This is a genomic window from Amycolatopsis sp. NPDC033938 (assembly GCF_055575975.1).
On the sequence record NZ_JBVIRO010000003.1, the window covers coordinates 148,133 to 173,532 of the forward strand.

Consider the following 25,400-nt stretch of genomic DNA (forward strand, 5'->3'; position numbering starts at 1 on the left):
CGTGGACGACCACGCGCTGGCCAGGTGGCTCGCGACGGCCGCGGGTGAGCTTCTGCTCGGCCTTCGCGACGACCACCCGGATTTGACCGGCGCGGAACTGGGCAAGGAGGGTGACCGGCAAGCGAACACCTTGCTGCTCAAGGCTCTCGCCGAACACCGGCCGGACGACGCCGTCCGTTCCGAGGAGAGCGAGGACCAGGTCGCGACACCGGGACGAGGCCGGTTGTGGATCATCGATCCGCTGGACGGCACTCGGGAGTACTGCGACCGCGACCGGATGGACTGGGCCGTGCACGTGGCCTTGGCCGAAGACGGACGGCTCGTCGCCGGGGCGGTCGCGGTCCCGGCGGCCGGTCGTACGTTCGCCACCGACCGGCCGGAAGCGCTCGCCCCTGCCGGTTCGCCTCCGCGCCCGCGAGTGGCGGTCAGCCGCGGTCATCGCCCGGCCCTCGTCGACGCCTTGGCCGACAAGATGGCCATCGACGTGATCCCCCTCGGCTCGGCGGGAGTGAAGGCGGTCGCCGTCCTCACCGGCGCCGCGGACGCGTATGTCCACGCGGGTGGTCAGTTCGAATGGGACAGTGCCGCACCGGTGGCGGTCCTCGATGCCGCGGGCGCGCACACCTCGCGGATCGACGGAAGCCCGCTGAGATACGGCAACGCCACGCCGGAGTTGCCGGATCTGCTGATCTGCCGTCCGGAGCTCAAAGAGGTACTGCTCGCCGGGGTCGCCGCTGTTTCGTGAGCTAGGGTCCGGCTGGTGGAGAGTCTGTTCCTGACCCGCGTGCTGGACGCGCTGCGTTCCGGTGGCGACGACGTGCTGTTCGTCCAGGACGGCCTGGTGACCAGCTATGGGCAGGCGCTCGACGTGGTACGCCGGTTGTCCGCGGGGCTGCCCGAGGGCGGGGTGGTCGCGATCGACGCCGGTAACCGGCCGGAAACCGTTCTCCTGCAGATCGCCGCGCAGCTGCGGGGCGCGACCGTGCTGCTCGTCGCCGCTTCGGCGAGCTTGCCGGATCGCCTCGCCGCGATCGAAGCGGCCGGGGTCACGACCCTGGTGACCGAGGAGCCGTCGGGCTGGCCCGCCGTCGGCGCGCGGGTGATCGGACTCGACGAACTGGTGGACCGCGACGGTAGTGAGCCGGCCAGGCTGCCGGGCTCGGTCACCGTCATCTTTCCCACCGGAGGTACCACCGGTGCGCCGAAACTCATCCGGCACAGTGGGATCTACGACGGGATGGCCCATATCTTCGCGCCGGATCCGGCGGGGCCGGGACGCACGCTGCTGATCGCGCCGATGACGCATATGACCGGGAACGCCACCGTGCTGGGGGCGATCCTGCGGCGGGAGAGTGTGGTGCTGCTGCGAGGATTCGACGCGGGCGCCGTACTGGACGCGATCGCGGAACACCGGATCACCACGTTGTCCCTCACTCCCGCGCGGCTGGCCGCGGTGCTCGACCATCCGGCCATGGCCTCGACCGACGTCAGCGGTGTGCGGCAGCTTTCGCTGGGCGCCGCACCGCTTCCGCCACGGCGGCTGGCGCAGGCGCTCGACGCGTTCGGGCCCGTGGTCGGACAGGGCTACGGCCTCACCGAAGCACCGATGATCGCGAGCATTTCCGCGGCGGAGCTCGACGGACGGCCGGAGCGGCTCGAGTCCGTCGGCCGGATCGTGCCGGGGATGGAGGCCCGGCTCGACGACGGCGAGGTACTGGTGCGCGGACTGTCCATGATGGACGGTTACCACGGTTCGGCGCCGATCGGCGACGGATGGCTGCGGACCGGTGATCTCGGGCGGTTCGACGACGAGGGGTACCTCTACCTCCTGGACCGGGCGAACGACGTCATCATCACCGGCGAGCACGGCACGAAGGTGTACTCGACCGTGGTCGAGAACGCGCTCGCACGGCATCCGCTGATTCGTTCCGTGGCCGTGTTCGGCGTCCCGGGCGAAGGCGGTGAGGGCGAGCGGGTCCACGCCGTGGTCGTGCCGGTCACTCCAGGAGCGCTGTCGGCCGGCGAAGTCCGGGCGCACGCCAGGGAGTTCTTCGGACGCGAACATTTCGTACCGTCCGATGTGGACTTCGCCGACGCGCTGCCGCTGACCGCCATCGGGAAGGTCGACAAGCGGGCGCTGCGGGCGCCGTTCTGGACCGGGCACGACCGCCACATCGCCTGAGCACGGTGCGCGTAAGGCCCTGCTCCTTGCGGCCGGTGGCGGCGCTTGATCAACGGAAGATCGGGGACACCAGCGGATTTCAGCGTCCACAAGGGACACTCTTCGGAAGAAGGCTGCCCGAGCTGGGCGGTTTGTGCGGTTGTGGGCGGGGGTCGTGAGTGGCAATGAGGGTTCTATTGAGGGGTAAGGCAAACGTGGCGTGTCGAATGTGGTTGCGAGTGGCGATTCGGGCTAGAGCGAACCCTCTCTTAGGTACCTGCTCGTGGCCTGCGGGCCCGGCTCGTGGGGAAGCGCGTGAAGGCCCCCTTCCCTCGGCTCAGCCGAGGGAAGGGGGCCTTCACGCGCGGCCGTTGTGACTGGTGGTGCTGTTGAGGCTCGTGATGGCCTTCCGTGCCGGGTGAGGGGAACTTTGAGGGACTCTGAGTCCCTCAAGGAGTCCTTCACGGCCCGGCCGCTACCGGACCCATACGCCACATTTGCCTGACCTCTCAATAGCCCTATTCGCCACTCGCGACCCCCTCGCGAAACCGTGCAACTTGCCCAAACCGGGCGCATTCATCTTGTGACGTGTCCTGTGTGGACGGTTGAGGCCCCTTTGCGTGGGCCCGCCGGGTCCATCACGACGGGTCCGGCCTGAGCACGGTGCGGCCACTCGGTCGGGTGAGAGCGCTGCTGGGCGGGAGGGGCCGGTGTTACGGTCCGCCTGATCAGGCAAGATCGTTCAGAAAGGACCCGGTCATGACCGCCGCGCACACCGAACACGCCGGCCATACCCACGCCCACGGTGAAGGATGCGGCCACGTCGCCGTGCCCCACGGCGACCACGTCGACTACGTGCACGACGGGCATCTGCACCGGCCCCACGACGGGCACTACGACGAGTGCGAGACCGGCGACCACGTCCCGCATCAGGGGCACGACCACGCCCACGGCGAGGGCTGCGGCCATGTCGCGGTGCCGCACGGCGACCATGTCGACTACCTGCACGACGGCCATCGCCACGCCGCGCACGGGGACCACTACGACGATCACTGACGCCCGCGTGTGTCAGAGGGGTCCCCATAGGACGAAAAGTGTCCTACGGAGACCCCTCATGACACTTCAGTGGACGTGCACCGCTTCCCACTCCGGAAACGGATCCACCCCGGCCAAGTCGTCCACACTGGACAGACACGACCGAAGCGCGTCCAGCAGGGCGTCCTTCTCCAGGCCCACCCCGATGAACACGAGTTCCTGCCTCGGCGCGTCCTCGACACCCTGCGGCTCGAACCGGGCGACCGACCCGGCCTGCGACCACAACCCGGTCACCCCGGGCCGCGACGCCAGCGAGAAGAACCCCTTCGACCGCAGGACCGTCCCGTACTCGCCGGAATCGAGCCGTTCGACGAAGTCCCACAGCCGTTCCGGGTCGAACGCCCGCCCGGCACGGAAGACCACGCTGGAGATCCCGTACTCCTCGGTCTCCGGCACGTGGTCACCGTTGAGTTCGGCCACCCAGCCGGGTGCTTCCTGCGCCCGCTCGACGTCGTAACGCCCGGTACCGAGCAGTCGCTCCAGCGGAACCCGGCCGTGCGTCGAGACGACCACTTCCGCGGCGGGGTTCAGCCGTCGCAGCACCGCTGTCAGCCGTTCGAGGGAGGAGTCCGGGACGAGATCCGCCTTGTTCAGCAGGAGGACGTCGGCGAACTCGATCTGGTCCATCAGCAGATCGCTGACCGTCCGCTCGTCGCCCTCGTACTGGTCCAGTTCGCGTTCGGTCAGCGCGTCGCCCGAAGCCAGTTCCCGCTCGAAGTTCACCGCGTCGACCACGGTCACCATCGTGTCGAGACGTGCGGTGTCCAGCAGGGTGGCGCCGTCCTCACGGGCGAACGAGAACGTCGCCGCCACCGGCATCGGCTCGGAGATCCCGCTCGATTCGATGAGCAGGTAGTCGAACCGGTCGTCCGCGCAGAGCCGCGAGACCTCTTCCAGCAGGTCGTCGCGCAGGGTGCAGCAGATGCATCCGTTGGTCATCTCGACGAGCCGCTCTTCGGTGCGGGACAGGCTGTTCCCGTCCCGCACCAGCGCGGCGTCGATGTTGACCTCGCTCATGTCGTTGACGATCACCGCCACCCGCAGCCCTTCGCGGTTGGCGAGGACGTGGTTGAGCACGGTCGTCTTCCCCGCGCCGAGGAACCCGGACAGCACCGTGACCGGCGTCGTCACTTCCCACCTTCATGGAAATGCTTCATCAGCCTGCGCGGCACCAGTTTCGTCTCGCCGTTCACCTTGATCGGCACCAGATCCGGTACGGCGGCCTTCCACTGCGAGCGCCGGGACCGGGTGTTGCTGCGCGACATCTTCCGCTTCGGGACGGCCATTACTTCGAACCTCCACGACGGCCGTAGCGGCGGTGGAACTTCTCGACCTGGCCCGCGCTGTCCATGATCCGCTGGTTGCCGGTCCAGAACGGATGCGACCACGAGCTGATCTCGACGTTCACCACCGGATAGGTGTTGCCGTCACTCCACTCGATGGTCTGCTCGGAGGTGGCGGTGGACCGCGTCAGGAAGGCGTCCCCGGTGGAGAGGTCCTTGAACACCACCGGGTGGTAGTCGGGGTGGATACCTGGTTTCACTGCGTTTCGTCCTTTCGGTTCGACACGTTCACGTCGTGCTTCTCGGGGTCGATTTCCGTGTCTTCACACGGTTCTTCGTGCCACTCGCCGAACGGGTCCGGGTAGCGGAGCCATTCCTGCTCGCCTGCGGCGAGTTCCTCGTCGGTCAGCAGCGCCCCGCGCAGGGCCGCTTCGACCTCGTCGGGGGTGGCCTGATCGGTGACGACGACGAGTTCCTGCGCGCGATCGCCGAACAGCGGGTCCCAGCGCAGGGAGGCGAGGGTGCGGCGTTCGGGGGAGACGTCGGCCCAGTCCGGTCCGTCTTCGGCGGCGAGCCACGGGCCCGCGTGCCCGACGCCGAGGCCACCGCCCGCCGACTCGATCCAGAGCGCCATGTCCGGCTGGCTCGCCACCCACAGCCGGCCCCGGCTCCGGACGACGCCGTCGAGCAGGACGTCGATCGCGTCGTGCAGGCGCTCCGGGTGGAACGGGCGTTGCGCGGTGAAGGTGAGCAGCCCGATCCCGCAGTCGGTGTGCAGCGGCGGCTGGCCGTACAGCAGCGGTCCGTGCATGTCGGTGACCTCGCCGCGCCGGGCTCCGGCCGGGACGGCGTCGAGCACGGTCTTCCCGTCCACCGCGGACAGTTCGATCCGGGGGATGGACGGCGCGACCCGGTCGAGTACGGCCGAGGCCTTCGCCGCGGACCAGGCGTCGGTCGCCGCTCCGGCGAGGACGAGCAGGTCGGCGAATTCCACCTGGGAGAGCGCGACCTGGGCGACCGTGCGTTCGTCCTCGGGACTGGCCTGCAGGTTCCGCTCGGTCAGCGTCTCGTCACCGGTGGCGTCGGCGAGCCAGCCCGCACAGTCGACGACGGTCAGGACGGCCCTCAGGTCTACGTCCTCGATCACCGGCCGGTCGCCGACGAGGACGTTCCGCAGCGCCCAGCTGACCGGTTCGGGCTCCATGGCCTCGTCGAGCCGGACCACGATGCGCCGCACCTGCGGCATTTCCGCGAGCTTGCGCAGCAGCGGCAGCAGATCTTCGCGCAGCGTGCACGACACGCAGCCGTGCGCCAGTTCGAGGATCGTCAGCTGGTCGCGATCGGCCAGCCGGATCCGCCGCTTGACCACTCCGGAGTGAATCTGCCTCAGGTCGTGATGCACAACGGCGGTGCCGGGCTCGGCTAGGCGCAACCGCTCGGCGAGGTCGGCGTTGGGTCCCGGTGCGAGGCCACTGATCAGGACGAGGGGCACGCGGGGGTTGTCGGTCACTGAAGCTCCGGGGCGTCGAGGGCGTTCTGGTTCGGCTGTGTAGAGTAAATGAAAACGACAACCGATATCAACTCGGGAGGGTGTATGTCCGCCGTGTGCCAGGTCACCGGCCGCAAGCCGGGCTACGGGAAGCAGGTGTCGCATTCGCATCGCCGCACGTCCCGGCGCTGGGAGCCGAATCTGCAGGCCAAGCGGTACTTCGTGCCGAGCGAAGGGCGCTGGGTCCGGCTGCGGGTCTCGGTGAAGGGCATGAAGACCATCGACAAGCGGGGGATCGAGGCCGTGGTGGCCGAACTTCGCGCGAAAGGGGTGAAGCTCTGATGGCCAAGAGCACCGACATCCGGCCGATCATCAAGCTCCGCTCGACCGCCGGCACCGGCTACACCTACGTCACGAAGAAGAACCGCCGGAACGACCCGGACCGCATGGTGCTGCGCAAATACGACCCGGTAGCGCGCAAGCACGTCGAGTTCAAGGAGGAGCGCTGATGGCCAAGAAGTCGAAGATCGCCAAGAACGAACAGCGCAAGGTGATCGCCGCCCGCTACGTCGAACGACGGCGTGCGCTGAAGGCCACCATCGCCTCGCCGTCCGCTTCGCCGGAGGAGAAGGCCGCCGCGGTGTCCGCGCTGCAGGCGATGCCGCGCGACGCCAGCGCGACCCGGATCCGCAATCGCGACACCGCCGACGGTCGCCCGCGCGGCTACCTGCGGAAATTCGGGCTCTCCCGCGTCCGGATGCGGCAGATGGCACACAGTGGCGAACTGCCCGGCGTCACGAAGTCGAGCTGGTGAGGGCGATGGCACGACCGACCCGGGACCGCCCCCTCAAGCGCAAGACGAACCTGCTGCACGCCAACAAGATCACCGAGGTCGACTGGAAGGACGTCGACCTGCTGCGGAAGTTCATCTCCGACCGGGGCAAGATCCGCGCCCGCCGGGTCACCGGATTGACGCCGCGGCAGCAGAAACAGGTCGCGACGGCGATCAAGAACGCCCGTGAGATGGCGTTGCTTCCCTACCCCAACGCCGGCCGCTGAGGCCTGAGGTCCGGGCGGTGTTCACGCACCGCCCGGACCGCGGCCCCTGTGGGAGAATCGGCGCCATGACGGAGAACCCCGGGCAGGCCGAGGAATTCGATCCCGAACTGCTGGCGCTGTGGGCGAAGGTGTTCGGCTTCGCCCGATCGGGGGCGACAGCGGATCTCGCCGCGTACGTCGACGCGGGCGTCTCGGCGAATCTGACCAACGACAGGGGTGACACGCTGGTCATGCTCGCCGCTTATCACGGCCACGCGGAGACCGTCGCGGCGCTGATCGAGCGCGGCGCCGATCCGAACCGGGAGAACGACCGCGGCCAGAGCCCGCTCGCCGGCGCGGTCTTCAAGAACGAACCCGAGGTCGTGAAAGCGCTCCTCGCGGGCGGTGCGGACCCGGCGGCGGGGGAGCCGTCCGCGATCGACGCGGCCAGGATGTTCGGCAACACCGGGCTGCTGGCCCTGCTGGAACGCTGAGGCGGTTCTCACTCGGATCGCGGTCCGGGCCACTGAATCCTTACACTGCCCCGCATGGATGACCCGCATTACCTCTCCGGCCTCGACCTGGCCGGCCGTCGTGTCGTGATGATCGGTGGCGGGACGGTCGCCCAGCGCCGCCTGCCGCGGTTGATCGGCGCCGGCGCGCGGGTCGAACTGGTCTCACCGCATACGACGCCGTCAGTGAGCGCCATGGCCGACGCGGGGGAGATCGTCTGGCATGAGCGCCGCTACACCGAAGGCGACCTCGCCGACGCCTGGTACGCGCTGGCGTGTACGAACGACCCCGAGGTCAACGCCGCCGTCTGCGCCGAGGCCGAGCGTGCGCGCGTGTTCTGCGTCCGTGCCGACGACGGAGACCTCGGCAGCGCGGTCACGCCTGCCTCGGGCAGGCACGGCGGACTGCTGGTCGGCGTCCTTTCCGGTGGCGAGCCGCTGCGGTCGGCCACCGTCCGGGACAGCATTCTCGACGGCCTCCGTGACGGCACCGTCGCCGACGGCCGTGTGCCGGAGGCCCACGGCGACCTTCCCGGCGTCGCGCTGGTGGGCGGTGGCCCCGGCGACCCGGAACTGATCACCGTCCGCGGCCGCCGTCTCCTCGCCAGGGCCGACGTCGTCGTCGCCGACCGGCTCGCCCCGCGCGAACTGCTCGACGAGCTCTCACCCGAGGTCGAGATCGTCGACGCCGCGAAGATCCCGTACGGCCGCGCCGCCAGCCAGGACGTGATCAACTCCACGCTGATCGACCGGGCCAAGGCGGGCAAGTTCGTCGTGCGGCTCAAGGGCGGCGACCCGTACCTGTTCGGCCGCGGCTTCGAAGAGGTCCTCGCCTGCGCCGAAGCGGGTATCCCGGTGACGATGGTCCCCGGTATCACGAGCGCGTTCTCCGTGCCCGCCGCCGCGGACGTCCCGGTGACCCACCGCGGGGTCGCCCACGAGGTCGTGGTGGTGTCCGGGCACGTGGCGCCGGACGACGAGAAGTCACTGGTGGACTGGGATCTGCTGGCGAAGATGCGCGGCACGATCGTGCTGATGATGGGCGTGGAACGCCTTCCGCTGTTCACGAAGGCGCTCCTGGAGGGGCGGCCAGGGGACACGCCGGTCGCGATCATCGAAGACGGCACGATGCGCACGCAGCGGGTTCTTCGATCCACTTTGGACAGTGTGGTCGATGACGCGGCCGCGGCCGGGGTGCGGCCGCCCGCGGTGATCGTCTTCGGCCCGGTGGCGGGGCTGGCTCAGCTCTCCTGATCCCAGTCGGAGATGTAGAACCAGTCGGCCCCGTCGTCGCCTGGGGTGTCGAAGTCGCTGGCCCGGATCAGACCGGCCCGGACGGCGACCCGCTGTGACGCGATGTTCTCCGGCCGGACGCGGGCGATGACGAGGTCGTCCGGCCGGTGGGCACGCGCCCAGTCCACCGCGGCGGTGGCGGCCTCGCTGGCGTATCCGGCACCCCAGGAGGACGGGAAGAACCGGTAGAAGAGGTTCAGGACCGCGTGTCGCCGGTAGCCGACGATCTTCACCCCGCAGAACCCCATCGGCTCCGGCGAATCCTGCCGCCGGACCGTCCAGTACCCGAAGCCGTACCGGTCCCACTGGTGCGACCAGCGGAGCAGCAGCAGTTCCGCGTCCTTGCGGGTCTCCACCATGTCCGAGGGGTTGTGCGCGCAGGCCTCCGGATCGGTGTGGAGGGCGTAGATCGCGTCTAGGTCTTCGGGCGTGGGACGGCGAAGGAGCAGCCGTTCGGTCCGCAGCTCCTCCGCGCCCGTGTCCCGGGTCGCCGCCGGTTCAACGGTCATGGCAGCGCGCCGAGAACTCGGCGATGGCCTCGGTCAGGCGGCTCGGGTCGAACCGCAGCTCGACCGGGCTCCTCGCCTGGACGAACTCGGCGGCCGGCATGTCCGCGGCCAGCGTGTCGGCGTCGCCGAAGGGATGGATCGGGTCGCGTTCGTGCCCGATGACCAGCGCCGGGGTCTCGATCTTCCGCCGGATCGACTTGGGTGGCGCGATCCGGCCGAAGAGCACGCCGTGCAGGAGCGCGGCCATCGACGCGGGCTGCTGGGACAGTGTGTCGGTGACCACGTCGACCCATTGGTTGCCGTGCGGGACGAGTTTCGCGGCCAGCGCCACCCCCTGCACGGTCACCGGCAGGAACCGGGCCGCCATGAGCAAGGGTGTGAACGTGATCAGCCCGGCGACGATCGCGTTGTCCAGCACGGGCATCTCGACGATCAGGCCGAGCGCGCGTCCGGGCGCGGCGACCCCCACTTCGAGCGCGACGTTGGCCCCCAGCGACGTCCCGCCGACGACCGCGGAGTCGATCTCCAGATGGTCGAGCAGCGCGACGGTCTGCTCCGCGAACGCGGGCATCGAGTACAGCCACGAGTCGGTCGGCCGGTCCGAGTCGCCGTGACCGAGCAGGTCGAGGGTCACGGTCCGGAAGCCGGCGCGCGCCAGCCTGCGGGCGAGCGGGGCGTGCATCCGCCTGGTCAGCATGATGCCGTGGGTGAGCACGACCACCCGGTCGCCCGAGCCGAACTCGGTGTAGGCGAGCCGGTGCCCTTCATGAGTGAAGGACCCCGACAGCTCGATCGGCCGGGAAGAGCGTTCCCGCTTCCGTCCGGGGATCAGTGCGGGCAGGTCGGCGACCGCGGTGGCGCTACTGGCCGGGCTCATCTCCCACCGTCCTTCGTCCATCATCGTGTACTCGCCGGTAGTACTCGGTAGTACCAGGAAAGCATCTCGGGCCCCCTCGGGCACAGTGGCCGTTGGCAGGCTGTCAATGTCATGAGTCAAGATGACCCCATGACCGCTACAGCTGACAGTCTTCCCGATCTCGTTTCGCTCAAGGTGGAGATCGACGGGCACGTCGCCGAAGTAACCTTGCTCGGCCCGTCCAAGGGCAACGCGATGGGCCCCGACTTCTGGCGCGAGCTGCCGATCGTCTTCCGCGCGCTCGACGCGGACCCCCAGGTCAGGGCGGTCGTGCTGACCGGCGGCGGCAAACACTTCTCCTACGGGCTCGACCTGCCGGCGATGATGCCCAGCTGGGGCGAAATGCTCGGCGGCGACGCGCTCGCCGGCCCGCGGACGAAGTTCCTCGACGAGGTCAAGACCCTGCAGGCGAGCGTGTCCTCGATCGCCGAATGCCGCAAACCGGTCATCGCGGCCGTTTCCGGCTGGTGCATCGGTGGTGGCGTCGACGTGATCGCGGCCGCCGACGTGCGGCTGGCGAGCGCGGACGCGAAGTTCAGCGTGCGGGAGGTCAAGGTCGCGATCGTCGCCGACCTCGGCAGCCTGCAGCGGCTCGCGCCGATCATCGGTGAGGGGCACCTGCGCGAACTGGCCTTGACCGGCAAGGACGTCGACGCCGCCCGTGCGGAGAAGATCGGCCTGGTCAACGACGTCTACGCGGACCAGGAGACGCTGCTGGCCGAAGCGCGCAAGATGGCGCAGGAGATCGCCGCCAACCCGCCGCTGGTCGTACAGGGCACCAAGAACGTCCTTTCGGCCAACACCGAACGCCAGGTCGCCGAGGGCCTGCGTTACGTCTCGGCCTGGAACGCCGCGTTCCTGCCGAGCAAGGACCTCGCCGAGGCCGTGCAGGCGTTTCTCGAGCGGCGCGCGCCCGAGTTCAAGGGAGAGTAGAAAGAACCCGCGGCCACCCGGCGGACCAGGAGGACGAACGTGAGCGCTTCGGAGGCACACCGCACGTTCCGCGAGGCGCGGGACTACCTGCAGACCCATCGCGAGGACTACGAAACCGCGTATCGCGAGTTCACCTGGCCCCGGCCCGCCGAGTTCAACTGGGCGCTGGACTGGTTCGACGTCATCGCGGCCGATCCGGCCAATCAGGACCGGTACGCGCTGTGGATCGTCGAAGAGGACGGCGCCGAGAACCGCTGGACCTATCCGGAGATGGCCCGCCGGTCGAACCAGGTCGCGAACTGGCTGCGCTCACTCGGCGTCCGCCGGGGCGACCGGCTGATCCTGATGCTGGGCAACCAGGGCGAGCTGTGGCAGACGATCCTCGCCGCGATCAAACTGGGCGCGGTCATCATCCCGGCCTCGACCCTGCTCGGCCCGGCGGACCTCACCGACCGGGTCGAGCGGGGCGCGGCGAAACACGTGGTGATCCGCTCCGCCGACGCGTACAAGTTCGAGAACGTCGACGGTGGCTACACCCGGATCGCCGTCGGCCAGCGGGTCGAGGGCTGGCAGTCCTTCGTGGACGCCTACGAGCAGCCGGACGAGTTCACCCCGGACGGGCCGACCGCGGCGGACGACCCGCTCCTGCTGTACTTCACCTCGGGTACGACCGCGCAGCCGAAACTGGTGCAGCACACGCAGGTCTCGTACCCGGTCGGCCATCTGTCCACCATGTACTGGATCGGCCTCGAACCGGGCGACGTCCACCTCAACATCTCCTCGCCGGGCTGGGCGAAACACGCGTGGAGCAACGTCTTCGCACCCTGGAACGCCGAGGCGACGGTGTTCCTCTACAACTACGCGCGCTTCGACGCGGTTTCCCTGATGGCGCAGATGCAGCGCTGCGGCATCACCAGTTTCTGCGCCCCGCCGACGGTGTGGCGGATGCTGATCCAGGCGGACCTTTCCGTGCTGAAGACCCCGCCGGGCAAGGTGGTCGGCGCGGGTGAGCCGCTCAATCCCGAGGTGATCGACCAGGTCCGAAAGGCTTGGGGCGTCACGATTCGCGACGGTTTCGGCCAGACGGAGAGCAGCGTCCAGATCGCCAACACTCCCGGCCAGGAGGTCGTGCCGGGGTCGATGGGCCGCCCGCTGCCCGGGTTCACGGTCGCGCTCGTCGACCCGGTCACCGGTGAGCGCGCGCAAGAGGGCGAGATCTGTCTGGACCTGGACAAGCGCCCGGTCGGGCTGATGACCGGATACGCGGACGACGAGGAACGCTCCGCCGCGGCCTTCGCGAACGGCTTCTACCACACCGGCGACGTCGGGTCGATCGACGAACGCGGCTACATCACCTACGTGGGCCGGACCGACGACGTCTTCAAGGCGTCGGACTACCGGATCTCGCCGTTCGAACTGGAAAGCGTCCTGCTGGAACACCCAGCCGTCGCCGAGGCGGCCGTGGTCCCGGCGCCCGACCCGATCCGGCTCGCGGTGCCGAAGGCGTACGTCGTCCTCACCGACGGGCATGAGCCGACCGCCGGGACCGCGGTGTCCATCCTGGCCTTCTGCCGTGAGCATTTGGCGCCGTACAAGCGGATCCGGCGGCTGGAGTTCGCGGAACTGCCGAAGACGATCTCCGGCAAGATCCGCCGGGTCGAGCTGCGGGGCCGCGAGACCGAAACCGGCGAGCGGCCGGCGGGGGAGTTCCGCGAAGAGGACTTTCCGCAGCTGAAGAGCTGACCAGTCATAACAGGTGCGCGTGAAGGCCCCCTTCCCTCGGCTCAGCCGAGGTAAGGGGGCCTTCACGCGCCACTCGGACCCCGGCGCCCGGCGGCCGTGTGGGTCGAACGAACCACAGTGCGGCACCTGAAGACGCGTTAGCCTCCGAGGTAGTGAATCGTTGACATCCCGTGGGGGTCACGGGACTCACCTTCCCTGCCTTGAAAGGTGTTCCTGTCATGCGCATTCGTCTTCTCCTGCCGATGCTCGCCCTCGTGGCCGGGCTCGGCACCGCGGTGGCCGCTCCGGCCGCCGCCGATCCGGGCCCGGTGACGGCGGGCGACGTCGCCGCCGCCGACGCCTGTTACACCTGGGGGCGCACCCTGTCCGAGGGCGCCTCCGGCGACGACGTCCGGCAGCTGCAGATCCGGGTCGCCGGTTACCCCGGTTACGGCGGAGTGCTGGCCCTCGACGGCCAGTTCGGCGCGGGTACCAAGGCCGCCGTCACCCGGTTCCAGCAGGCGTACGGGCTGGGCGCGGACGGCATCGCCGGATCGGCCACGTTCGCGAAGATCTACGAGTTGCAGGACGACGACTGCACGCCGGTCAACTTCACCTACGCGGAACTGAACCGGTGCAACTCGGACTGGTCGGGCGGCAACGTCCCGGCCGCGACGGCGAAGGCCAACGCGCTCGTGTCGATGTGGAAGTTGCAGGCGATGCGGCACGCCATGGGCGACCGGCCGATCGACGTCAACGGCGGCTTCCGCAGCGTCGCCTGCAACAACGCGGTCGGCGGGGCGACGAACAGCCGTCACCTCTACGGGGACGCGGTCGACCTCGGCGCGGGTTCGCAGGGCTTCTGCGGGCTGGCGAAGCAGGCTCGCAACCACGGGTTCAGCGAGATCCTCGGACCGGGCTACCCCGGCCACGACGATCACACGCATGTGGCGCACCGGTCCAGCCGGTTCTGGTCGGCGTCCTCCTGCGGGATCTGACCCGTCACTCCCAGCGCCAGAGCGAAGGCGGCCGTCCTCCTTTCGGGAGGGCGGCCGCGTGCTCGGTGGTCCTGCGCAACCCGGGGACCCGTTCCATGATCCGGCCCAGATTGGCCGGATAGGGGCGGTCCCCGGTCAGCGCTTCGGTCGCGTCGAGAGCTTGCGCGGTGGTGAAGGTCGGCCCTAGCAGCCCGGCGGTGAAAGCGACGTCCCGCCACAGCCGGTCGGCCAGCAGCGGGCGGCAGTCCGCCACGATCCGGTCGTGGTCGAACGCCAGCGGCGGCACCGCGTCCAGCGGAGTCCACACCACGGTCCCGTGCTCGTCGAGCGCGGGATCCGTGGTGGCCCACAAGGCGATGGAGAGGGTCGGACCACGAGGGTCTCGATTCGGCTCGTCGAAGGTGATGAGCTGGCCCGTCGCCGAGAGCGCGTCCGAAGGCAGCCCGAGTTTGGTGACCGCCGCCCGGCCCGCGGCGTCCCTCAGCCGTTCCCCGAGCCCGAGCAGCACCCCGGGCAAGGCGAGTTCCCCTTCGAACGGCTCGGCGGCACGCGGCGCGATTCCCAGCAGGACGGTTCGCGCGCCGGGGTCGAACCGCACCACCAGCACGTCGACGGACACCGGAGTCGAGTCGATCACGCGTAGATTGTCGACCTTGCTTCCGTGACCCGGTAACCGGCCCTGTCCGGGCCGTACCCGGCGACGGCCACCGGCAGCCGGGCACCGAACCAGGCCAGCGGATCCGGCAGGTCGACGGCGGGGGAGCCGTCCCCCGGCACGACCTTCAGCCCCGCCGCGTCGAGGTGGGTCACCGCGAACGCGTCCACGCCTTCGCAGGCCGCGATCGCGTAGTCCAGCAGCGCCGCGTCGAGATGCCCCGCCCGCCACGCGCCCTGGTACTCCCCGGTGCCGTTGTGCGCCTCGGGAAAACGGGCGAGCACGGAAGCGGACTCGGTGGGAAGCGGCCCCGCGCCGTGCCGGGTGAGATACGTCCGCGTCACGCCCAGCACGGTGTGCGGACGCCCGCCCAGCAGCGTGCGGGCGTTGTGCGGGGTGGTCGTGGACCACGTCGTATGCGGATGGAATCCGTGGTGCTGATCGAGGAGAACCCCCTGCGCTCCCTCGAAGACCACGCGGCCGTTGTCGGCGAGCCGTCCCGTCTCGTCGCCTTCGGTGATCCGCACCGCGTCCGCGAAATCGCGGTACAGGGCAACCAGCTCGCCCACTCCGTGCGGCGGGGTGGCGAGCGGCGCGTAGAACCGCGCGAGCGCGTCCAGTTTGCGCCGCAGCACCGACGGCCGGGCGCAGTCGGCGACCGTGGGCGCTTCGCCCGGTGTCCCGATCACCTCCTGGTTCTCCACCCGGTCACCCGGGGCGGCCCCGGACAGCAGCGAGTACCAGACGGTCTCGCCGATGCCTTTCCCGCACGAGCCATGCCGTTTCGCGCCGCGGGCGTCCTCCCGCGCCCGGTTGGCGTGAATGTGGAACGGGGTGGTCAGCAGCGCTCGTCCGTCGACGCTCAGCATCGACAACGGATCCGCGACGCCGACGGTTTCGAGCTGCCGGGCTTCGGCGGCCAGCGCGAACGGTTCGACCAGGACGAAGCGCGACAGATGGGTGGGCACGTCCGCGAAGGTGCCCGCCCCGAACTGGCTGAACGTGTGGTGCCGTCCGCTCTCGACGACGTTGTGCGCGGCTTGCGCGCCGCCGTTGAACCGGACGACGGCGGTGGTGGGCCGGTCGGCGCAGAGCGCGTCGACCACGGCTCCCTTGCCTTCGTCGCCGAAACCGAGCCCGACCACCACCACGTGCCCGTCCAGGAGACTCATCGCAGCACCACGTGGTCCGGACCGCCGGGCTCGGGCACCGCCGAGGTGACGACCGTCCGGCTTCCGAGCCTCGCCAGTGCCTTGCCGACCGCCGCGCTTTCGGCGGCCGAACCGATGTCCGCGAGATCGGCGAGCGCCCGGTCGACGTCGACGACCTGCTCCTCCACCCCGATGGTGGCCGCGATCAGCTCGCACACCGCGCCGGGGTCGTCGAGTTTGAGGAAGTTCTGGCCGAGCAGGCCGCTCCAGTGTTCGCCGATCTCCGGGTCGTTGTAGTACGAAGACTGGTTCGGCAGCACGAAGTAGACATGCCACTTGCGGGCGAGCTCCCGGTACACCGACGCGGGATCGATGTCCTCCCGCACGTCGTCACCGATCACCCGGCGGAGATGGCGTGCCTCCAGCGCGGGCTTGTTCAGCTCGTCGCCGATGAGGAACAGGTAGCCCTTGCGGCCGCGTTTCCGCCACGCGTCGGTGACCACGTGCCGTGCCATGAAATAGGCGGCCAGTTCGTAGGATTCGCTCTTCTGCCCGCCGCCACCGCCTTCGAGGAAGATCGTGCGCAGCTGCTCGTCCATCCGGTTGTCCGACTCGAACTGCCCGACCTGCAACGGCACCCGGTCGCTGTCCGCGTCGCCGATCGCGCCGAACAGGACCTGCGGATCGGCCAGATAGCCGCGGCGCTTCAGCAATCCGTGCAGTTTGCCGAGCTTTCCCTGCATGACCCGCGGTACCCGGCGCATCGAGCCGGTGACGTCGAACAGCACCGCGATCGGCGTCGAATCGGCGTGCTCGGCCGAATCCCGGCATTCCCGGACGGCGTTCAGCGGATCGAGCGCGGGCGCGACCTTCCACTCTTTCGCGGGCTTCGAGCGGAGGCCGGCGGTGTAGCCGAAATCGTCCTCGCCCTTGGCCGCGCGGAAGGTTTTCGCGGCGGCGTAGGCGTTGTCGTCCCAGTGTCCGTGTCCCATGGTCAGGCTCCTGTCTCGGGGATGGTGAAGGGTCGGAAGGTGCGGGGGCCGTACAGCTCGCCGATCAGGTCGTCGTATTCGTCGAGCAGATCGACGGCGTCGGGCCGTTGTCCGGGGGCTTCCTGGGTGCACCACCTGGCGAACTCGCGTTGGCGGGTTTCTCCGGGTGCCAGCAGGGAAAGCATCAGCCGGTGGAGCATGTGCACGTCGGTGGCCGGGGTCATCGGCAGTCCTTTGTGGACTTCGGGTGGATAGTCGGCGGAGTTGTCCACCGCCAGCGGGAGCGCACCGTCTTCGACGGCGAAGGACCAGCCGATCAGGACGATGCCGTGCCTGCCGGGATGGACCAGCACGTTGTCCGCGGTCAGATGGCCATGGACGACGCCCGCCCGGTGCGCTCCCGCCACGGCGCGCAGGAGACGCCGGTGCATCCAGGCGTAGTCGCGGCCGTCGAGACCGTCCGGGAAGGCTTTCCCCACGTCGGCGAGAGTGAGGAACCCGTCGACGAGTGGCTCGAAGACGCTGAACGCCCGCTCGCCCCGCGCCACCGGACCCGAGGTGTCGAGCAGCCGCGGATAGTAGGGGCGCAGCCATCGGTGACGCTCAGTGAAGGCGTCGAGTGTGCGCAACGCCGTCCACTCGGCGTGGATCAGTGGGTTCAGCGCCGGGTCGCGGACGAGTTTGACCAGATGCGGTCCGGTGGTGCGGTACGTGGTCGCGATACTGCCCACCGCGTGCGGACGGGTGAGCGGGTAGGCCGACGTCGCCGTGGTGACCGTCTGGCCGCGGCCGCGTTTCCACTCGTCATAAAGGCGATTGAGGGTCGCGGACGCCTCGTGGGCGCGTGAGTCGCCGGGATTCCGGTCGGGGTGAAGCGCGGCGGCGAGTGCGCGGTAGTGACGGTGAGCGAGCCGCGGGTCGGTGTCGAACAGGGCCGTCGCTTCGGCCGCGTTCTCGATCGCCATCACGGCTTCGTCCCTGGTGAGCATAGTTTGAGTCTAGACGACTCTTACTCGGTGTGACAAGAGGCCCGAAGAAGATCTTGTCGGCATAAATCCTGTGCCCGGCTGTTCTGGCCGATGCCTACCCTCGAGCGACCGTGCGGGGGTGATCGGTGATATTCCAGGAAAAGTCCCGAGACAGTGAGCAGCGGACCCGGGCTGTGGCGGGCTTGGCCGTGCTCGGGATCGTGCTGGGGTTGCTCGCGGCCTTCGTCGGCCGATGGGCCGCCGAGGGGCTGGGCGGGACCCACGTCGTGCGCGCGGTGGTCAGCGAGTCGGACTTCACGATCACGGAAGGACAGAACGGCCCGCACACCACCTATGAGGTCCGGGCGATCACCGAAGACCGTCGCGTGATCGAACTACCGGTGAATGGGGAATTCCGCCGCGGGGAGCCCGTGGTCGCCCGCCTTTCCTCGCTGACGGACCGGGTGCTGTCCGTGCGCGGCGCGACCGCCGAGGTGGGAGCCCATCACCCCTGGGAGAAGACCGTGGCGATGGCACTGGGCGGCCTGCTCCTGGCGTTCGGCGTCGTGGCCGTGTGGCGGCTACGCCGGCCGCTGTCGTCGCGACTGGGGACACCCCGGGCGATCCCGGTACTCCTGGCCGGTGCCGCCTTGGCCGCGTTCGCCGTGCTGACACCGGTCGGCTTCGGCAGGACGGCGTATCACGCGACGGGACGTCCGGTCCTGGATCTGTGGAAGTACGGTCGTGAGGCCGGGGATCCGCCGGCGGTCGGACGAGGAGGGACCGTCGTTGCCGGGGGACTGTCCCTGCGCGTGACCGGCATCGTGCCGGAGCCGCCTGAAGGAGCCGCCGCGTGGTTGAGCGACTTCCGGGTGCTCGCGCTTCGGGTCGAGGCGGCCGGGCTGGGCGACACCACGCTGAAGCTGTCCGCCGACGCGCACGGCGAACCGCGGCGCGTCGATGGCTGCGCGGGCGCTCCGGGCACTTTCGACGGCACCTCGGGGCTGGTCTGTTTCGTGGTCCCGCCCGGCTACCGGCCGGCCTATCTCCTTGTCGGGGAACGCGACCGCGAAGCGTGGTTGACGCTGTAGCCCGAAAGGAAAGCCGCGCCGGTCCTCGCGCCGACCCGAATCGCCACTCACGACGCCCTTGTCACGAAAGTGTCCTTTGTGGACAGGCAGTCGTGGCTCACCCCTGGCCGGCCGGAAGTGCCTGAGGCTCAGGAGCGGGTCGCTTCGATCTGCCGCTCGTCCTCGGTCGAGCAACTCGTCACCGGATCGTTCGGCCCGCTCCCGCACGTCCACGCGCCGATCACCACCGGGCCGGGCCCCTGCGGCGAGTTGGCTTCGGCGGGCGTCAACTTGGCGAAGTAGTCCGTGAGCACCTGTGTCGCTTCGGCGCATTCGGTCTTCCCGCGGGCGACGACCTTGTTCTTCGCGCCCTGGAACCCGGTGATCTCACCGCATGGCGTCGCGGCGAGTGCCTGGTCGGCGGCGGGAGCGGGGGAGGACGGCGCGGGCGCGGCCGAGGGGGCAGGGTCGGCCCCGCAGCCGCTCAGCAGGATGACGGCGACCGCTGCGGGGAGTACGGAGAGGCTTTTCATGGGCCCTTCTTTTCGGGGATGGTTCATTCGACGGGGACGACGGCGGCGAACACGTTCTGCTCGCCCTTGCTGCAACTGGTGCCGCCTTGCGCGGCGGGTGCGCCGGAAACGCACAGCCAGCCGTCGACGGTCTCGCTGACCGGTTCGTCCGAGCCGGCGGACTGGCGTCCGGCGATCCTCTTGTGGAACGAGCCGACGATCCCGGTCGCGTCCGCGCACGAGACCCCCGGCCCGTTGAGTACCTGCAGGGTCAGCCCGCTCGCCGCGGTGACCGTGCCGCACGAACCCTGTACCGGTTCAGCGGGTTTCGGCTTGGGGGCGGGATTCGGGGCAGCAGACGGAGCCGGCGCGGTCTGCGAAGGGATCGGCGGCACCGAGGCGCTGGACGGGCTCGAAGGCGACGTGGCCGCCGGGAGAGCCGGTGTGGAGGTGACAGGCGGTGGCGGGCCTTCGCCCGAACAGGCGGCGAGGGTTCCGGCGGCGACGCAGACCGCGATCAGGCGCCGCCACGATCCCGTGGTCGTCGAGACGGGCAAGGCGATCCTTTCGTCGGCCGGTCGTGGCAGGCCCATTCTGGCCCGGCCGGACCCGATGTCGTGGCATTGAGCCACGTTCGATGCGCGGCAGGTTATCGCGCCGTCGGCGCGGCGGTACGCGAGGACCGCCGGTTAACTGTCCACTATGGACAATTAACATGCCGTTCACGGCGCGACAACACACCGCTGTCGTCGCGAACCGATCGGACGAATCCCGGGCCGGACCGTTAACGCCCGCCCCTGTTCTGCCGAAAAGACAAGTAAGCGCTCCGGCGTGTCCCAGTCCCCGTCACCCGAAACCGTGAGAGCGATGAAGACCGACGAACAGAACGATCCCGCGTCATTCGAGGCCACCGCACCGGCGAGCGCGGAGCTGCCCCCCACGGCACCGTGCACCGTCGTCTGGTGCGGCGGCCGCCCGTACGTCCTCGAGAGTTCCGCCGGGCACACCCGCTGGATGGGTACCGACCACCGGGGCAGGCCCGTGGCGCTGACCAGCGCGGACCTGCAACGCCGCGGCTGGAGCCACACCCGGGCCAGCTGACGCCGGAGGACCTGCCGTCGCTGGATAGGCTGCGCTGGTGAGTACGCCCCCCGAACCGAGCGTGACCAGCGAAGAGCCCTCTTTGCTGCGGCAGGCCCTGAACGTTCCCAACATGCTTTCGATCCTCCGGCTCGCCGGGGTGCCGGTCTTCCTGTGGCTGCTCCTCGGCCCGAAGGAGGACGGCTGGGCGCTCGCGCTGCTCGTGTTCAGCGCGCTCACCGACTGGCTCGACGGCAAACTCGCCCGCTGGCTCAACCAGATGTCGCGGCTCGGGCAGCTGCTCGACCCCGCCGCCGACCGGCTCTACATCCTCGCGACGCTCGTCGCCTTCCTGATCCGCGACATCGTCCCGTGGTGGCTGGTGGTCCCCCTGGTCGTCCGCGAGGCCGTACTGGGCGTCTGCGTGCTGCTCCTGCGCCACCGCGGCTTCGCCCCGCCGGAGGTCACCTACATCGGCAAGGGCGCCACCTTCGTGCTGATGTACGCCTTCCCGTTCCTGCTGCTCACCCAGGGTGGATCCGACATCGCCGCGATCGCCCGCCCGATCGGGTACGCCTTCACGGCCTGGGGTGCGGTGCTGTACGTCTATTCGGGCGTGTTGTACGTCGTACAGACCGTGCGAGCGCTGCGTTCGGCCGAAACGCCCGCGTTGCGGGAGGCGCCGGGCGCGTGACCCGGCGGGATGCGAAACTTCGCGCGTCGGTTTCGAGTGAGGGCACCCAGAAAGGGGAGCGGCGTTGTCCACTCCAGAAGAACTGCGCTACACCGAGGAGCACGAGTGGGTCTCCGTGCGCGACGGAGGGCTCGTGCGCGTGGGCATCACGGAGTACGCGCAGGATCAGCTCGGTGACGTGGTGTTCGTCGAGCTGCCAGAGGTCGGCAAGCAGGTCGGCGCGGGTGACGCGTTCGGCGAGGTCGAATCGACCAAGAGCGTTTCGGAGCTGTTCGCCCCGCTCGACGGCGAGGTGGTCGCGGTCAACGACGCGGTGACCGAGTCGCCCGAGCTGATCAACAGCGACCCCTACGGCGAGGGCTGGCTGATCGAGCTCCGCCTCGACGACGCGAGCACGGTGGATTCCCTGCTCGAGGCCGAGGCCTACCAGGCGCTGATCAAGGAATAGCCGCAGGCCGCGGCCGTCCGCTCCGAGTAGGGGGAGCCGCGGACCGGAGATTCGATCAGGCACGGTACGTTTGTCCTCTACACGTTCTTGAGTAGTGGCAACACACATGCGTTAGGAGAGCTCAGGTGAGCACGAACGACGGGCCCGGCGTTCCCCCGGAGCAGTCTCCGGAGCGGACTTCTGTCTTCCGGGCCGACTTCCTGGCCGACGTCGAAGGCACTGAGGCTCCTCCGGCTGCCGAGGCCCCTGTCCAGGGTGTGGACGCGCTGCCCGCGGGTTCCGCCCTGCTGGTCGTCAAGCGGGGCCCGAACGCGGGTTCGCGCTTCCTGCTGGACCGCGACACCACCAGTGCGGGACGGCATCCGGACAGCGACATCTTCCTCGACGACGTCACGGTCTCCCGGCGGCACGCGGAGTTCCGCCGTGAGGGTGGCGAGTTCGTCGTCATCGACGTCGGCAGCCTCAACGGCACCTACGTCAACCGCGAGCCGGTCGACCAGGCCGTCCTCGCCGGTGGCGACGAGGTCCAGATCGGCAAGTTCCGCCTGGTCTTCCTGACCGGCCCGGGTCACGGGGGCCAGGGGGCACAGTGACGGCGGCCGGGCGGCCTGATCGGGATGCGTCGCAGCGCGATGGGTTGAGCATCGGGGCCGTGCTGGCACAGCTGCGCGGCGACTTTCCCGATGTCACCATCTCCAAGATCCGGTTCCTCGAGGCGGAGGGTCTGGTCCAGCCGGGCCGGACCCCGTCCGGGTACCGGCAGTTCGCTCCGGCGGACGTGGAGCGGTTGCGGTTCGTCCTGTCCGCCCAGCGGGATCACTACCTTCCGCTGAAGGTCATCAAGGAACAGCTGGACGCGGCGGATCAGGGCGCCGCGCCGTCGGCGGTGGGGCCCAAGCCGCCGCGGAAACTCGTTTCGCTCGAAGCCCCGGGGGAGAACGGCGGACTGCCGTCCCCCGGGGATTTCGAGAGCGACCGCGAGCTGAGACTGACCGAGGAAGATCTGCTCCGCCAGGCGGGCATCGACGCCGCCACCCTGGCTGAGCTGCGGCAATACGGTCTCGTCCGCCCAGGAGCGGCGGGGTTCTTCGACCCCGACGCGGTCCTCGTGGCGAAGACCGTGAAGGCGATGACCGAATTCGGTATCGAGCCGAGACATCTGCGTGCCTTCCGGGCCGCGGCCGACCGCGAAGTCGGCCTGCTGGAGCAGATCGTGACCCCGGTGTATCGACACCGTGACGAGGACGCGCAAGCGAGGGGCGACGAGGTCGTCCGCGAGCTCGCCGCGCTGACCGTGGCGTTACATACGCTCTTGGTGAAGGCCGGAATACGGGCCGTCACGGGCGGCTGAGCGGCTCCGGGGAGCCGAATCCGTTGTGAGGTCACTTGTCAATGACTGAATGTTCGGCACCCTATGCCGTACCGTGAGAGTCGGGTTTGCCGCGAGCGAACCGAGAATGTCTGGACAGCGAGCACAGCGCTCGGAAGACGGGTAGCGTCGGGATCGCCGTCGCTTGGTCGTCGAGACAAGCGTTGCAGCCCGTGCGCACGAGAGGGAGGCGAAGCCCGATGAGCGAGATGCGCGTCGTCGGCGTGCGGGTGGAGTTACCCGCGAATCAGCCGATCTTGTTGCTGCGGGAAACCGAAGGCGAGCGCTACCTGCCGATCTGGATCGGCTCGGTCGAGGCCACCGCCATCGCCTTGGAGCAGCAGGGAGTCCGCCCGGCCCGTCCGCTCACCCATGACCTGCTCAAAGAGGTCATCGGAGCGTTGGGCCGAGAGCTGGAGCAGGTCGTCATCACCGACCTGAAGGAAGGCACGTTCTTCGCGGAACTGGTCTTCGACGGGGATATCCGGGTTTCGGCGCGGCCGAGCGATTCGGTGGCGCTGGCGCTGCGGGTGGGGGTCCCGATCCACGCCGTGGACGCGGTGCTGGAGGAAGCGGGCCTCATCATCCCCGACGAGCAGGAGGACGAGGTCGAGAAGTTCCGCGAGTTCCTCGACTCCGTCTCGCCGGAGGACTTCCGCGGCGCGGATACGTGATCGGCTCGTGAGTGGTGATGACGGTGAGAACCGTCATCACCACTCACCACTCAGGCCGCGGTCGCCCGCGTGAACAGATCCGCCAGTTCCCGGCCGTACCGCTCCAGATCCAGCTTCGGATCCGCCGCGAACTTCGCGGCGACACCGTCGATGGCCTGCGCGATCGACAGCGCCATCACGTCCGGCGCGAAATCGCCGAAAGCGCCTTCCCGCTGTCCCTGCCGTAGCTGGCGTTCGAGCCGGCCGGTGCGGAACTCCTCGACGATCGGGGCCGACATGAACCAGCCCTCCGCGTCGGATCCGCTCGAAGCCATCTCGACCATGACCCGCACCAGTTCCGGGTACGAGCCGAGGAACGCGATCTCCGACTCGATGTAGCCGCGCAGCAGCCCGGCCCGGTCGGTCGTGCCCTGGGTCCGCTCTTCGAGGAACTTGTCCTTCATCCCGGTCGCGGTGGTGACCACGGCCTGCATCAGGCCCGCCTTGTTGGTGAAGTGGTAAGAGATGATCCGGGTGCTGGACAGCCCGGCCCGCTCCTTGATCTTCGCGAACGACGTCTTGTGGTACCCGAGCTCGGCGATCGTCGCGATCGTGGCGCTGATGATCTGGGCCCGCCGCGCGGCCTCCGTGACCGACAGCCCGAGTTCTGCCTGCACCTCTTGCAGGGCACTTTGCGTGGACGGTGTTACTTGCATGAGTAAAAATTAACACGGCCGAGTAAAAGTGGCAAGCCTGCGGCCGTTCGGGGGACCGCTCACGGCAAGTCTCAAGAAGAGCTTGAGGCCGACCGCGCGTCGCGTTGACCGCTTTGCCGGACACGCTTACCGTCAATGGAGGTAAATCGCCAAGGTGTGATTCGGATGTCTGGGGCATCCGTCTTGACGGTTCACTCCGGTGCGGGCTCACATGGGTCCGCGCGGCTTTGTTCGCCGGCCGCCAGGTCGGGCGAGGGGAGGCATGGCGTGGTCGAGGCTGGTAGCCCTCAAGAGCCGCTCGTTCCGGTCGCAGACGGCGAGCAGGGCGAGCTGTTCCCCGACTCTTCCCTCCCGGACGAACTCGTCGGTTACCGCGGTCCCGCCGCCTGTCAGATCGCCGGGATCACCTACCGGCAGCTCGACTACTGGGCCAGGACGAAGCTGGTCGCGCCGAGTATCCGCACGGCGCACGGCTCCGGTTCGCAGCGGCTGTACTCGTTCAAGGACATCCTCGTCCTGAAGGTGGTCAAGCGGCTGCTGGACACCGGTGTCTCGTTGCAGAACATCCGGGTCGCCGTCGACCATCTGCGCCTGCGCGGCGTCCGTGATCTCGCCAGGGTCACCCTGTTCTCCGATGGCACCACCGTCTACGAATGCACCTCGCCCGAAGAGATCGTCGATTTACTGCAGGGCGGTCAGGGTGTCTTCGGTATCGCCGTCAGCGGCGCGATGCAGGAGATCAGCGGCACGATCCACGAGTTCCCGGCCGAACGCGCCGACGGCGGCACGATCGAAACCGTCACCCCGGACGAACTCACGCAGCGCCGTAACGCACGTCGCACCGGCTGATCATGAAGCCGCGCCGGCGGCAGGGTAGGCTCACTTCCGCGGTCGACGAATCCGCGCGGGAGAGACCGAGTCGATAACCGTTGAGCTCGGCGCCGAAGGAGCAAGTCCTCCCCGGAACCTCTCAGGCACCCTGGACCGCGCGGACGAGACGCCTCTGGAAAGTGGTTCGCCAGGTCACAGCCTGGCGGCCCCGCCGACGGTGCAAGTCCGGCTCAACACTCGGGCGAAACTCTCAGGCGCTCCCACGGGAGTACGGACAGAGTGGGGAGGGCCAGGACAATCGTCCCGGCCTCA

At 69.1% G+C, this 25,400-nt stretch carries 33 protein-coding genes and 1 riboswitch; of the genes, 20 read left to right on the plus strand and 13 right to left on the minus strand.

Annotation, left to right across the window (positions count from 1 at the left end; genetic code table 11):
- Position 1: 1 nt before the first annotated feature.
- The 3 genes from ACZ5ZX_RS10595 to ACZ5ZX_RS10605 all read left to right on the plus strand — a co-directional run bounded on the left by ACZ5ZX_RS10595 (position 2) and on the right by ACZ5ZX_RS10605 (position 3,217).
- Positions 2 to 745: a 3'(2'),5'-bisphosphate nucleotidase CysQ gene (locus ACZ5ZX_RS10595; protein WP_465501751.1), complete on the plus strand. Its 744-nt coding sequence runs from the start codon at positions 2 to 4 to the stop codon at positions 743 to 745.
- A gap of 15 nt (positions 746 to 760) precedes the next feature.
- A complete protein-coding gene (locus ACZ5ZX_RS10600; protein WP_465501752.1) occupies positions 761 to 2,182 on the plus strand; it encodes an AMP-binding protein in 1,422 nt (473 codons plus the stop codon).
- Between the two features lie 738 nt (positions 2,183 to 2,920).
- Entirely contained in the window at positions 2,921 to 3,217 is a 297-nt protein-coding gene (locus ACZ5ZX_RS10605) for a hypothetical protein (RefSeq protein ID WP_465501753.1), read from the plus strand.
- A gap of 66 nt (positions 3,218 to 3,283) precedes the next feature.
- Here the strand turns inward: ACZ5ZX_RS10605 and ACZ5ZX_RS10610 are convergent, their stop codons facing one another.
- Genes ACZ5ZX_RS10610 through mrf form a run of 4 tightly spaced genes read right to left on the minus strand, consistent with a single transcriptional unit; the run spans position 3,284 to position 6,049 of the window.
- Positions 3,284 to 4,387, minus strand: coding sequence for a GTP-binding protein (locus ACZ5ZX_RS10610; RefSeq protein ID WP_465501754.1), 1,104 nt, complete (start codon positions 4,385 to 4,387; stop codon positions 3,284 to 3,286).
- Positions 4,384 to 4,542 carry a 50S ribosomal protein L32 gene (gene rpmF, locus ACZ5ZX_RS10615; RefSeq protein ID WP_465501755.1) on the minus strand — a complete coding sequence of 53 codons (159 nt, stop codon included), beginning with the start codon at positions 4,540 to 4,542 and terminating at the stop codon, positions 4,384 to 4,386. The genes ACZ5ZX_RS10610 and rpmF overlap by 4 nt, the downstream gene beginning before the upstream one ends.
- Complete coding sequence (locus ACZ5ZX_RS10620; RefSeq protein ID WP_020635049.1) at positions 4,542 to 4,799, minus strand: type B 50S ribosomal protein L31; 258 nt, start codon at positions 4,797 to 4,799, stop codon at positions 4,542 to 4,544. The genes rpmF and ACZ5ZX_RS10620 overlap by 1 nt, the downstream gene beginning before the upstream one ends.
- The gene (gene mrf / locus ACZ5ZX_RS10625) at positions 4,796 to 6,049 is read right to left on the minus strand and encodes a ribosome hibernation factor-recruiting GTPase MRF (protein ID WP_465501756.1); all 1,254 of its coding nucleotides are present in this window, start codon (positions 6,047 to 6,049) and stop codon (positions 4,796 to 4,798) included. Before mrf ends, ACZ5ZX_RS10620 begins: the two co-directional genes overlap by 4 nt.
- 84 nt (positions 6,050 to 6,133) lie before the next feature.
- On the opposite strand from mrf, the gene rpmB reads away from it, so the two are divergent.
- From rpmB to cobA, 6 genes are all read left to right on the plus strand, one after another.
- On the plus strand, positions 6,134 to 6,370 hold the full coding sequence (gene rpmB, locus ACZ5ZX_RS10630) for a 50S ribosomal protein L28 (protein ID WP_005149951.1): 237 nt from the start codon (positions 6,134 to 6,136) through the stop codon (positions 6,368 to 6,370).
- A complete protein-coding gene (gene rpmG / locus ACZ5ZX_RS10635) occupies positions 6,370 to 6,537 on the plus strand; it encodes a 50S ribosomal protein L33 (protein WP_005149953.1) in 168 nt (55 codons plus the stop codon). Before rpmB ends, rpmG begins: the two co-directional genes overlap by 1 nt.
- A complete protein-coding gene (rpsN, locus tag ACZ5ZX_RS10640) occupies positions 6,537 to 6,842 on the plus strand; it encodes a 30S ribosomal protein S14 (protein WP_465501757.1) in 306 nt (101 codons plus the stop codon). The genes rpmG and rpsN overlap by 1 nt, the downstream gene beginning before the upstream one ends.
- A 5-nt stretch (positions 6,843 to 6,847) precedes the next feature.
- The gene (gene rpsR / locus ACZ5ZX_RS10645; RefSeq protein WP_465501758.1) at positions 6,848 to 7,087 is read left to right on the plus strand and encodes a 30S ribosomal protein S18; all 240 of its coding nucleotides are present in this window, start codon (positions 6,848 to 6,850) and stop codon (positions 7,085 to 7,087) included.
- A 65-nt stretch (positions 7,088 to 7,152) separates the two neighbouring features.
- On the plus strand, positions 7,153 to 7,560 hold the full coding sequence (locus tag ACZ5ZX_RS10650; RefSeq protein ID WP_465501759.1) for an ankyrin repeat domain-containing protein: 408 nt from the start codon (positions 7,153 to 7,155) through the stop codon (positions 7,558 to 7,560).
- Positions 7,561 to 7,614: 54 nt separating this feature from the next.
- On the plus strand, positions 7,615 to 8,832 hold the full coding sequence (gene cobA, locus ACZ5ZX_RS10655) for a uroporphyrinogen-III C-methyltransferase (RefSeq protein WP_465501760.1): 1,218 nt from the start codon (positions 7,615 to 7,617) through the stop codon (positions 8,830 to 8,832).
- On the opposite strand, the gene ACZ5ZX_RS10660 is transcribed toward cobA, so the two are convergent.
- On the minus strand, positions 8,820 to 9,380 hold the full coding sequence (locus ACZ5ZX_RS10660) for a GNAT family N-acetyltransferase (RefSeq protein WP_465501761.1): 561 nt from the start codon (positions 9,378 to 9,380) through the stop codon (positions 8,820 to 8,822). The genes cobA and ACZ5ZX_RS10660 overlap by 13 nt on opposite strands.
- The gene (locus tag ACZ5ZX_RS10665; protein ID WP_465501762.1) at positions 9,370 to 10,257 is read right to left on the minus strand and encodes an alpha/beta fold hydrolase; all 888 of its coding nucleotides are present in this window, start codon (positions 10,255 to 10,257) and stop codon (positions 9,370 to 9,372) included. Before ACZ5ZX_RS10665 ends, ACZ5ZX_RS10660 begins: the two co-directional genes overlap by 11 nt.
- A gap of 129 nt (positions 10,258 to 10,386) precedes the next feature.
- On the opposite strand from ACZ5ZX_RS10665, the gene ACZ5ZX_RS10670 reads away from it, so the two are divergent.
- The 3 genes from ACZ5ZX_RS10670 (at position 10,387) to ACZ5ZX_RS10680 (ending at position 13,949) form a co-directional block, all read left to right on the plus strand.
- Positions 10,387 to 11,229, plus strand: coding sequence for a crotonase/enoyl-CoA hydratase family protein (locus ACZ5ZX_RS10670; RefSeq protein WP_465501763.1), 843 nt, complete (start codon positions 10,387 to 10,389; stop codon positions 11,227 to 11,229).
- Between the two features lie 39 nt (positions 11,230 to 11,268).
- A complete protein-coding gene (locus ACZ5ZX_RS10675; protein WP_465501764.1) occupies positions 11,269 to 12,972 on the plus strand; it encodes an AMP-binding protein in 1,704 nt (567 codons plus the stop codon).
- 218 nt (positions 12,973 to 13,190) lie between these two features.
- Entirely contained in the window at positions 13,191 to 13,949 is a 759-nt protein-coding gene (locus tag ACZ5ZX_RS10680) for a D-Ala-D-Ala carboxypeptidase family metallohydrolase (RefSeq protein ID WP_465501765.1), read from the plus strand.
- Positions 13,950 to 13,953: 4 nt separating this feature from the next.
- Here ACZ5ZX_RS10680 and ACZ5ZX_RS10685 read toward each other — a convergent pair whose 3' ends face one another.
- The 4 genes from ACZ5ZX_RS10685 to ACZ5ZX_RS10700 are packed head-to-tail and all read right to left on the minus strand — an operon-like array spanning position 13,954 to position 17,736.
- Positions 13,954 to 14,586, minus strand: coding sequence for an NUDIX hydrolase (locus tag ACZ5ZX_RS10685; RefSeq protein ID WP_465501766.1), 633 nt, complete (start codon positions 14,584 to 14,586; stop codon positions 13,954 to 13,956).
- Positions 14,583 to 15,776, minus strand: coding sequence for an adenylosuccinate synthetase (locus tag ACZ5ZX_RS10690; RefSeq protein ID WP_465501767.1), 1,194 nt, complete (start codon positions 15,774 to 15,776; stop codon positions 14,583 to 14,585). Before ACZ5ZX_RS10690 ends, ACZ5ZX_RS10685 begins: the two co-directional genes overlap by 4 nt.
- A complete protein-coding gene (locus ACZ5ZX_RS10695) occupies positions 15,773 to 16,747 on the minus strand; it encodes a hypothetical protein (RefSeq protein ID WP_465501768.1) in 975 nt (324 codons plus the stop codon). The genes ACZ5ZX_RS10690 and ACZ5ZX_RS10695 overlap by 4 nt, the downstream gene beginning before the upstream one ends.
- Positions 16,748 to 16,749: 2 nt before the next feature.
- Positions 16,750 to 17,736, minus strand: a complete 987-nt coding sequence (locus ACZ5ZX_RS10700) for an adenylate cyclase (protein WP_465501769.1) — start codon at positions 17,734 to 17,736, stop codon at positions 16,750 to 16,752.
- 173 nt (positions 17,737 to 17,909) lie between these two features.
- On the opposite strand from ACZ5ZX_RS10700, the gene ACZ5ZX_RS10705 reads away from it, so the two are divergent.
- Positions 17,910 to 18,806: a hypothetical protein gene (locus tag ACZ5ZX_RS10705; RefSeq protein WP_465501770.1), complete on the plus strand. Its 897-nt coding sequence runs from the start codon at positions 17,910 to 17,912 to the stop codon at positions 18,804 to 18,806.
- Between the two features lie 128 nt (positions 18,807 to 18,934).
- On the opposite strand, the gene ACZ5ZX_RS10710 is transcribed toward ACZ5ZX_RS10705, so the two are convergent.
- Entirely contained in the window at positions 18,935 to 19,318 is a 384-nt protein-coding gene (locus tag ACZ5ZX_RS10710; RefSeq protein WP_465501771.1) for a hypothetical protein, read from the minus strand.
- Between the two features lie 23 nt (positions 19,319 to 19,341).
- On the minus strand, positions 19,342 to 19,854 hold the full coding sequence (locus ACZ5ZX_RS10715) for a hypothetical protein (RefSeq protein ID WP_465501772.1): 513 nt from the start codon (positions 19,852 to 19,854) through the stop codon (positions 19,342 to 19,344).
- 310 nt (positions 19,855 to 20,164) lie between these two features.
- Between ACZ5ZX_RS10715 and ACZ5ZX_RS10720 the strand changes: the two genes are divergently transcribed.
- From ACZ5ZX_RS10720 to ACZ5ZX_RS10745, 6 genes are all read left to right on the plus strand, one after another.
- Positions 20,165 to 20,398: a hypothetical protein gene (locus ACZ5ZX_RS10720; protein WP_465501773.1), complete on the plus strand. Its 234-nt coding sequence runs from the start codon at positions 20,165 to 20,167 to the stop codon at positions 20,396 to 20,398.
- Between the two features lie 37 nt (positions 20,399 to 20,435).
- Positions 20,436 to 21,071: a CDP-alcohol phosphatidyltransferase family protein gene (locus tag ACZ5ZX_RS10725; protein ID WP_465501774.1), complete on the plus strand. Its 636-nt coding sequence runs from the start codon at positions 20,436 to 20,438 to the stop codon at positions 21,069 to 21,071.
- 64 nt (positions 21,072 to 21,135) lie between these two features.
- Positions 21,136 to 21,519: a glycine cleavage system protein GcvH gene (gene gcvH / locus ACZ5ZX_RS10730; protein ID WP_061989543.1), complete on the plus strand. Its 384-nt coding sequence runs from the start codon at positions 21,136 to 21,138 to the stop codon at positions 21,517 to 21,519.
- Between the two features lie 125 nt (positions 21,520 to 21,644).
- A complete protein-coding gene (garA, locus tag ACZ5ZX_RS10735; protein ID WP_037305121.1) occupies positions 21,645 to 22,112 on the plus strand; it encodes a glycogen accumulation regulator GarA in 468 nt (155 codons plus the stop codon).
- On the plus strand, positions 22,109 to 22,870 hold the full coding sequence (ftsR, locus tag ACZ5ZX_RS10740; RefSeq protein WP_465501775.1) for a transcriptional regulator FtsR: 762 nt from the start codon (positions 22,109 to 22,111) through the stop codon (positions 22,868 to 22,870). Before garA ends, ftsR begins: the two co-directional genes overlap by 4 nt.
- Positions 22,871 to 23,088: 218 nt before the next feature.
- Positions 23,089 to 23,562, plus strand: a complete 474-nt coding sequence (locus tag ACZ5ZX_RS10745) for a bifunctional nuclease family protein (RefSeq protein WP_005150031.1) — start codon at positions 23,089 to 23,091, stop codon at positions 23,560 to 23,562.
- Positions 23,563 to 23,612: 50 nt separating this feature from the next.
- On the opposite strand, the gene ACZ5ZX_RS10750 is transcribed toward ACZ5ZX_RS10745, so the two are convergent.
- Positions 23,613 to 24,227: a TetR/AcrR family transcriptional regulator gene (locus ACZ5ZX_RS10750; RefSeq protein WP_465502160.1), complete on the minus strand. Its 615-nt coding sequence runs from the start codon at positions 24,225 to 24,227 to the stop codon at positions 23,613 to 23,615.
- A 297-nt stretch (positions 24,228 to 24,524) separates the two neighbouring features.
- On the opposite strand from ACZ5ZX_RS10750, the gene ACZ5ZX_RS10755 reads away from it, so the two are divergent.
- Positions 24,525 to 25,106 carry a MerR family transcriptional regulator gene (locus tag ACZ5ZX_RS10755; protein ID WP_044853188.1) on the plus strand — a complete coding sequence of 194 codons (582 nt, stop codon included), beginning with the start codon at positions 24,525 to 24,527 and terminating at the stop codon, positions 25,104 to 25,106.
- A 46-nt stretch (positions 25,107 to 25,152) separates the two neighbouring features.
- Positions 25,153 to 25,254: riboswitch (glycine riboswitch) on the plus strand.
- Positions 25,255 to 25,400 lie beyond the last annotated feature (146 nt).